Annotated in this window: 6 protein-coding genes, 2 tRNA genes and 1 pseudogene; 1 reads left to right on the top strand and 8 read right to left on the bottom strand. The window is 53.6% G+C overall.

The window, feature by feature from the left end; all coding sequences use genetic code 11:
- The first annotated feature begins 122 nt into the window (after window positions 1-122).
- Window positions 123-1,478, top strand: a complete 1,356-nt coding sequence (rpoN, locus tag NE562_RS16030) for an RNA polymerase factor sigma-54 (RefSeq protein WP_280963424.1) — start codon at window positions 123-125, stop codon at window positions 1,476-1,478.
- A 96-nt stretch (window positions 1,479-1,574) separates the two neighbouring features.
- Here the strand turns inward: rpoN and NE562_RS16035 are convergent, their stop codons facing one another.
- The 8 genes and pseudogenes from NE562_RS16035 to NE562_RS16065 all read right to left on the bottom strand — a co-directional run.
- Window positions 1,575-2,906, bottom strand: coding sequence for a hypothetical protein (locus tag NE562_RS16035; RefSeq protein WP_280963425.1), 1,332 nt, complete (start codon window positions 2,904-2,906; stop codon window positions 1,575-1,577).
- Window positions 2,907-3,083: 177 nt separating this feature from the next.
- Window positions 3,084-3,173, bottom strand: a tRNA-Ser gene (locus NE562_RS16040).
- Between the two features lie 149 nt (window positions 3,174-3,322).
- A tRNA-Ser gene (locus NE562_RS16045) sits at window positions 3,323-3,411 on the bottom strand.
- A gap of 87 nt (window positions 3,412-3,498) precedes the next feature.
- A complete protein-coding gene (locus tag NE562_RS16050; RefSeq protein WP_280963426.1) occupies window positions 3,499-3,849 on the bottom strand; it encodes an arsenate reductase family protein in 351 nt (116 codons plus the stop codon).
- A 6-nt stretch (window positions 3,850-3,855) separates the two neighbouring features.
- Window positions 3,856-4,716, bottom strand: coding sequence for a hypothetical protein (locus tag NE562_RS16055; RefSeq protein WP_280963427.1), 861 nt, complete (start codon window positions 4,714-4,716; stop codon window positions 3,856-3,858).
- Between the two features lie 158 nt (window positions 4,717-4,874).
- A complete protein-coding gene (locus tag NE562_RS16060; RefSeq protein WP_280963428.1) occupies window positions 4,875-6,101 on the bottom strand; it encodes a cation:proton antiporter in 1,227 nt (408 codons plus the stop codon).
- 388 nt (window positions 6,102-6,489) lie between these two features.
- Window positions 6,490-6,573: pseudogene (locus NE562_RS17915) on the bottom strand (hypothetical protein); the annotation flags it as partial.
- A 9-nt stretch (window positions 6,574-6,582) separates the two neighbouring features.
- On the bottom strand, window positions 6,583-6,905 hold a 323-nt coding region (locus tag NE562_RS16065; protein ID WP_280963429.1), incomplete at its 5' end, for a hypothetical protein.

Consider the following 6,905-nt stretch of genomic DNA (forward strand, 5'->3'; position numbering starts at 1 on the left):
GCACATTGCCCTTCCCTTTTACACTTGCCAGCATCGCGCCGCTATGTTACGCTTTGTACATCACCAGCCGCTCCGTTGTCTCATACACACGCAAGTTGCTCCGCAAAAAAGGTAGTGATACGATGAAATTGGAACTGAGCCAGAAGCAAGGCTTCACGCTTGCCATGCAAACCTCTGTCCGTCTGCTGCAGCTTAACAACTTACAGCTGCGCAACTATCTCGGCGAACTGATGACCAGCAATGCGGTGGTCGAGCTTGAATACCCTGAAATAGATTACCGGCCCGGCCCGTTTGAACGGCAGGAACGGGCTCCCGATCACGCCAAACGCTCGGACCGCCAGCAGGCGGTTTCCATGGAGCAGCTGATGGAGGATAAGGCCGCCGGCTCTTCCGCGCTGCGCGATCTGTTCCTGCAAAGCGCCGCGTTGAAATTGCCGAAGTACCATCAGCGCATCATGAATTATCTCATTCATTCGCTGGATGAAAACGGCTTTTTGACCGAATCCGCCGAAAGCACCGCCGGCGTCCTGCAAGTCCCGCTGGAGGAAGTCCAAAAATGCATCAAGCTGCTACAGGATATGGAGCCGGCGGGCGTCGGCGCGTCGAACCTTGGCGAATGCCTTCGTTTACAGTTGCTTCGCACGGCGCCGCAGGACAAGACCGCGCTTCAGATCGTTGACGCGCACCTAACGGATATGGCGGACCAGCAATACGGCGCGATTGCCAAGGCGCTCAACACGCCGAAATCTCAAGTCGTCCGTTCGTGCGATCGCATTCGGTCGCTGAACCCCAAGCCGCTGAACGGCCTGAGCACCGAAGCGCTTACCCCGTATACGATGCCCGATTTCTATGTCGTCGAAGAGGATGGGGAGCTGCGCTTTATCCTCAATGACTATTATTTACCGAAGATCAAAGTGGATCCATCCTATTGGCAGCTGATCCGGGATAAACAGCTCAGTCAGGCCGATAGTGAATATATTCAAAACAATTACAAGCAGGCGAGCGACATCATCAAGTTTCTATCCTACCGCAAAGCGACCTTACAGCGCGTCGTCGAATACATGCTTACCGTGCAGGGCGATTTTTTCCGACTTGGTCCGGGGCATCGTGTGAGCTTAAGCAACCGGGAGGTCGCGCAGGCGCTGTTGCTGCACGAATCCACGGTCAGCCGTGCGGTGAGCGGCAAATTCTTTGAATGCAAATGGGGCGTGTTCCCGCTCAAATCCATGTTTATCCGCAGGACCACCGCCAACCCCGGCGCCGCGGGCAATTTGGATGAGATTTTGCAGAAGCTGCAAACGCTGATCGCCTCAGAGCCTCCGGGCGCCGCCTATAGCGACCACCACCTTGCCTCCCTGCTCAGCGCGGAGGGCATCCGTATTGCACGGCGCACCGTGGCAAAATACCGGCTGATGCTCGGTCTGCCCACCGCCAGCCAACGAAACGCAGAGCGCAACGCTCCGCCCCGTCATCCTTGATCCCAATAAACCGAAAGAATAAAGCGCCAAACCATCTCGGTTTAGCGCTTTTCTTTTTGCCGCCATTTTCCCGATGAACATCCCATATGTCGGGCGCTAAATTATTAAAAAAGTCAGCTTTTCACTTTGATCGATATTTTGAATGACCGACTCCTCTGCAAAAGGCGCTTGCCGAAGAAGGATACAAATCCCGCGGCTAGTGCCGGCAAGCAGATATAGGGCCCCTTGATCGCAGGAAAATCTCATTCCGCGCACCGTTTGATTGGAACGTACGAGATTGCCCTCATAACGAAGGCCGCTAAGTTCTATCGTTCTGTTCAGCCACGATTCCCACGCAGTCGGATATCGATCCCACACAAGGTCATACTCCGTATCGTGTTCCTTTTGATATAGGAAATAACTGTTGTCACCACATTTGAAAAGCAGCGATTCTTCGCAAAAGCTCATGCTCTGATCATAATACGTCTTATTGGCGCGCAAGTAAATACCATCTATCACCGTACCGGGCCGAAATCCCGCAGTATCTTCCTTACGGCTGATCCGGAACCCCCCGCGAATCTCGCTATCCTTATATTTACCATAGTTATTGGTAAACGTCACGCTGTAGCCATGATCAAATTTCAACTTTACCGTGTATGTGTCCATGAAAGTAAAATCGCAAAGCTTTGAACCGAGGACAGAACCAAACCTGTCGCTAACATCCAACCGTTTATGTCCGTCTTCTGGTATGATCAATGGGTTTACCGCAAATTCGATATCACGATCCACGACCAGCGGTAAGGATTCAAACCATAAAACCATACTCTTTTTAAAACAATTTTGCGGTTCCTCGTTTACATACTCCGGCGTATGATCTGATACAATGTATTCGGCTTTCGTCAACCGCTGACCCACGCACACGCAAAACGGTCGAATGCATAAATAATCTTCACCAGCTTGCGCCGATTCTATGATCGCTCGATAAGTTTCAAAAATATTCACTTTTTCATAGTCGCCTTGCAGCCAAGCGCCCGGAAGCTTGTAATAGAGGCTGCATAAAACACCGGGCCCCTCTTCCTCTTCAAATTCACTGTCGATGAAATATGGGTCAGCGCCTGCGTCAAGCAGCATTTTCGCAACCTCTAGCATATAAGTATCATAAGATACCCAACAAAGGTTATGCAGGCATTGACCGCCGTTCATGCCATCGTTTTTATAAACGGAATACCCGTTTTCAAGAAAAAGCCGTGTCAGTGTGACCAGCCGTTCTCCGCCCCGGTCTATTCCTACATCAAGGAACAACTCCGACAAAATAGAGCCATCTACGTAAGGCTCATTAATAACCGGACGCAGTTCATGGATGATCTGTTGTATAGCCGTCCAGTCAACACATTCGCCCGACAGTTCTTGGCACAGCCTTTCCACATGCTTCTTGGACTGAGCATTCACTTAAACCACCGCCCTTTCATTAACGGACAAAGCAAGCTTACTATGTAAAAGATTCATATCCCTCATTATCCGCACCTCATTAGCGTGTTCGCTTCGGCCTGTATGTTTACCCTTTTCGTTTTATCTTTTCTCCAAAAACACAATACCCCCGCAGTCTTACGACCGCGAGGGTTTGTTTGGCGGAGAAGGAGGGATTTGAACCCTCGCGACCCTTTCGAGCCCTACTCCCTTAGCAGGGGAGCCCCTTCACCACTTGGGTACTTCTCCATACCAATCTTCACTTGTAGGGCACCCGCCATAAGATGTATGGCGGAGAGGGTGGGATTCCTTTTTCTGCGGAAAAAGCCACGGCGGTTGCAGCATGCCGCCGGCATGTTGCTAAAAGCCGCCTTTCGAATCTCACCTCTCCAAAAAAATGGCGGAGAGGGTGGGATTCGAACCCACGCGCCCTTTCGGACAAACGGTTTTCAAGACCGCCTCGTTATGACCGCTTCGATACCTCTCCGTATCATTGCCCGATAAGCAATAATAATTATACTACCAAAACGAGGCGGTGTCAATCCTTTTCCATATCTGCGTTAGTTTTTCCTGCTTAGCGGACCTTATCCGCCCATTCGCCTTCCTTAAAGCCCACACAAACAAAATCATCCGCTACAAGCAGCGGACGCTTAACCAGCATCCCATCGGTCGCAAGCAGCGCGTACTGCTCATCTTCCGACATCTCCGGCAGGCGGTTTTTCAGATCGAGCTCCTTATATTTCAAGCCGCTCGTGTTGAAAAAACGGCGCAGCGGCAACCCGCTCTTCGCATGCCAAGCGCGCAGCTCGTCCTCGTTGGGGCGATCCTGCTTGATATCGCGAACCGTTATTTCAGCCCCCTGCGCCTCCAGCCAGTTCTGCGCTTTTTTGCAGGTAGAGCAATTTGGATAACAAACAAACAGCATCAGTTTTCACTCCTCTGTAAGCGGTGCGTCCATGTTTTTCGTAGCGGCGCGGGGGCGGGTGAGCATGGCCAATTCGGCCAGCAGCATAATGCAGCCCGCGGCGGCCAGAATGCTTCTGGTAAGCGTTTTCGCATCCCACGCGACCGCGCGCATGCCCATCAGGTAAGCAATGCAGTAGCCGCCCAGATCAGAAAAAACGACGGTCACAGCCAGCGCGCTGAAAAAGCCAAGCTGTGCCGGACGCGGCTTGGCAAACAGCAGCCGAGCGAGATGGTAAAAGCCGAGCACCAGCAAAATGTCCGCGATCAAACCGACGGCAAAGGACGGCAGCTTGGGGTCGACACAGGTCATACGATAAGTGACAAGCAGATGCAGACAGCTCCAGATCAGCGGAGCCAGCGTCAGCTTGGCCTGCCCTTCGGTGATGGTTGCCGTATTCTGCGCTTTGCACAGGCCGATCAGGCAAATTCCGGCTACCACCGTGATCACGGCGTAGATCGATTCTAGCACACGCGCCCAAACCGCGGCGTCCAGCTCTACCGTGGTGACGGTTAAGAACAAATAGTATGCGCCGCCCGCAATCAGTAGCATGCCCGCGATCACCGCGGCCATACGGAAACCGGTGGAGCGGGTGCCTAGCAGCGTTTCAAACGGCGTATCGCGCTCCGCCTTGAGCGGCATTGCACATACCGCGTAAAGCACCGCGGCAACGGCAAACAGCGCCAGCAGCGCGTACAGCAGCTTATTGCCGGGTATGGGCAGGCCGGTATTCAACTCAAACCCGCCCAGCAGGTGCGCGGTACGCAGGGCGACGCCCGGTATACAAAGGCCCACCGCCAGATACGGCAGCACTTTTGATCGATTCATGGTTGTATTCCCTCCAGAAAAAACGCTTACTGATAAGCGAATGCTATACCATTATAGCACGATTTTTGCCAGCGGCAAAGCTCTTTTTTGCGATGAAACGGAATAGAGCCATGCGTCCCACAGGGTTGCACATGGCTCTTTTGCACGCATAGCGTGTTTTAGATATGGTCGGTGCGGGGCATTTGCGCCGCTTCCTTAGGCGAAAGCTCGGTATTGCCCGGTGTTTGCCGGCGCATGCCGACCTTGAGCAAAATAGGCGTGATAAGCGTCGTAACGATGACCATCAAAACGATCGGCGGGAACAGATCGGGCGCGATCAGGCCGGCCTGCTCGCCCTTCTGCGCAACGATCAGCGCGACTTCGCCACGGGATACCATGCCCAGACCGATGGATACCGCGTCGTAGGTCTCGAAGCCCATCAGCTTTGCGCCCAGACCGCAGCCAATGACCTTGGTCAAGATTGCGATGACCGTGAGCGTGACCGCGAACAGGATCAGCATACCGGTCAGCCCGTCCAGCTCGGTCTTGATACCGATCGAGGCAAAGAACAGGGGCGAAAACAGCATGTAGCCTAAAACGTTCATCTTCTTGCCCGCATAGTTGCGGGTATCGCTGATGTTGCACAGGATCAGGCCCGCGAAATACGCGCCCGTGATATCGGCGATGCCGAAGAAATGTTCGGCCACAAAGCTTAGGATAAAGCAGAATGCCAGCGCATAGATCGCAATACGGCGATGCTGCGCCCACAGGCTGTCCATCTTGGAGAAGGCCTTGTGCATGATGAAGCCCACAACGGCAAGGAATACGAAGAACAGCGCGATGCGGCCGAACACCATGAGCGGCTGCACGTCCGGATCGGTAAAGCCGGTCAGCACGGTCAGCACGATAATGCCGAGAATATCATCGATCACGGCGGCGCCCAGAATAGCGGTGCCCACCTTGCTTTTCAGCTTGCCCATTTCGCGCAGCGTTTCCACCGTGATGGAAACCGAGGTGGCCGTCAGCACGACGCCGACAAAAATAGCCTTGAGCATTTTCTGCGGATCGTCGGGCATTGCGTCAAACAGCATGAAGCACGCGGTGCCGCCAATCAGCGGCACGACAACGCCGATCAACGCGATAATGAACGACGCAAAGCCGGTGCTCTTGAGCTCGTCCAGATCGGTATCCAGACCGGCGGTGAACATCAGGATGATGACGCCAAGCTCACTGGCCTTCATCAAAAAGTCGGTCTCGCCGACGACATTGAGCACGCTCGGCCCCAGAATAACGCCAGCGATCAGCGCGCCGACGACCTGCGGCATGTGCACCTTTTCCGACGCAAGGCCGAGCACCTTGGTCGATAGCATGATCAGTGCGATCACAAGTAAAAAAGTATAATCCATAGAATCCTCCCCCGGAGCAGTTGGTTTACTGTCCCTTACCTATTAAATATAGGCCCCTGTTAAAAACAGATTTCATTATAACCCTCTGCCCCTGTGCGTTGCAAGTAATTTCTATGAAAAATATGACGTATTTTCCGCAAGATAAACCTGCTTTTCTTGTATCAAATGTGCACACGCAAGCCGATCGCTTGTAAAAAAAAGTAGTAAAGTGTAGCGGCCTTGTAACCGTGTATTTTGAAAGAAAAAACGCAAACCCGTATCGTTACTGGGTTCTATGACCTCGCGCTTTGTGCGGCGGGCATGGTTGTTTTAGGCAAAATCCATTTCCAAACGAAATACGGGCGCGAATGATTCAACGTCATTCGCGCCCCTGCTCTGCTTTTCTCGGCTATTCCTTTTCTTGCCGTACTCCGTCCGGGCCGATCTCGTAGCCGTCGATTTCGGTATTAACGGCCATAGCGCCGTCCGGGTAGAAATAGTATCACTTGCCGCTGATTTCCTGCCAGCCCCCGGCTTGCATGAGGCCTGAACCGTCGAAGTAGTGCCATGTGCCGTCAATCTGTTTCCAGCCGCCAGCGGCGGCGGGGTCTATGACGATTTCCACGAACCGGCGCAGCACGGCGGCGGCCTCGGCGTGGGTGGCGGGGTCCTTGGGGGCGAAACGGTTATTCCCCTCATGGGCAGCATATGCCCTTCGGGCTTCCCCCAACGAGGGCATATGCGTACACTTAAGCAACGCGCGCGATCTAGCCTTCCCCCGACGAGGGGAAGGTGGCGCGCGCCGTAGGCGCGTGACGAATGGGG

This window comes from Butyricicoccus faecihominis, from assembly GCF_024462775.1.
Lineage (GTDB): Bacteria > Bacillota > Clostridia > Oscillospirales > Butyricicoccaceae > Agathobaculum > Agathobaculum faecihominis_A.

What these genes read in the sequence shown, in the direction of transcription:
- rpoN (WP_280963424.1), top strand. Translation starts at nt 123, where the DNA reads ATGAAATTGGAACTGAGCCAGAAGCAAGGCTTCACGCTTGCCATGCAA.
- NE562_RS16050 (WP_280963426.1), bottom strand. Translation starts at nt 3,849, where the DNA reads ATGCTGTTTGTTTGTTATCCAAATTGCTCTACCTGCAAAAAAGCGCAG.
- NE562_RS16055 (WP_280963427.1), bottom strand. Translation starts at nt 4,716, where the DNA reads ATGAATCGATCAAAAGTGCTGCCGTATCTGGCGGTGGGCCTTTGTATA.
- NE562_RS16060 (WP_280963428.1), bottom strand. Translation starts at nt 6,101, where the DNA reads ATGGATTATACTTTTTTACTTGTGATCGCACTGATCATGCTATCGACC.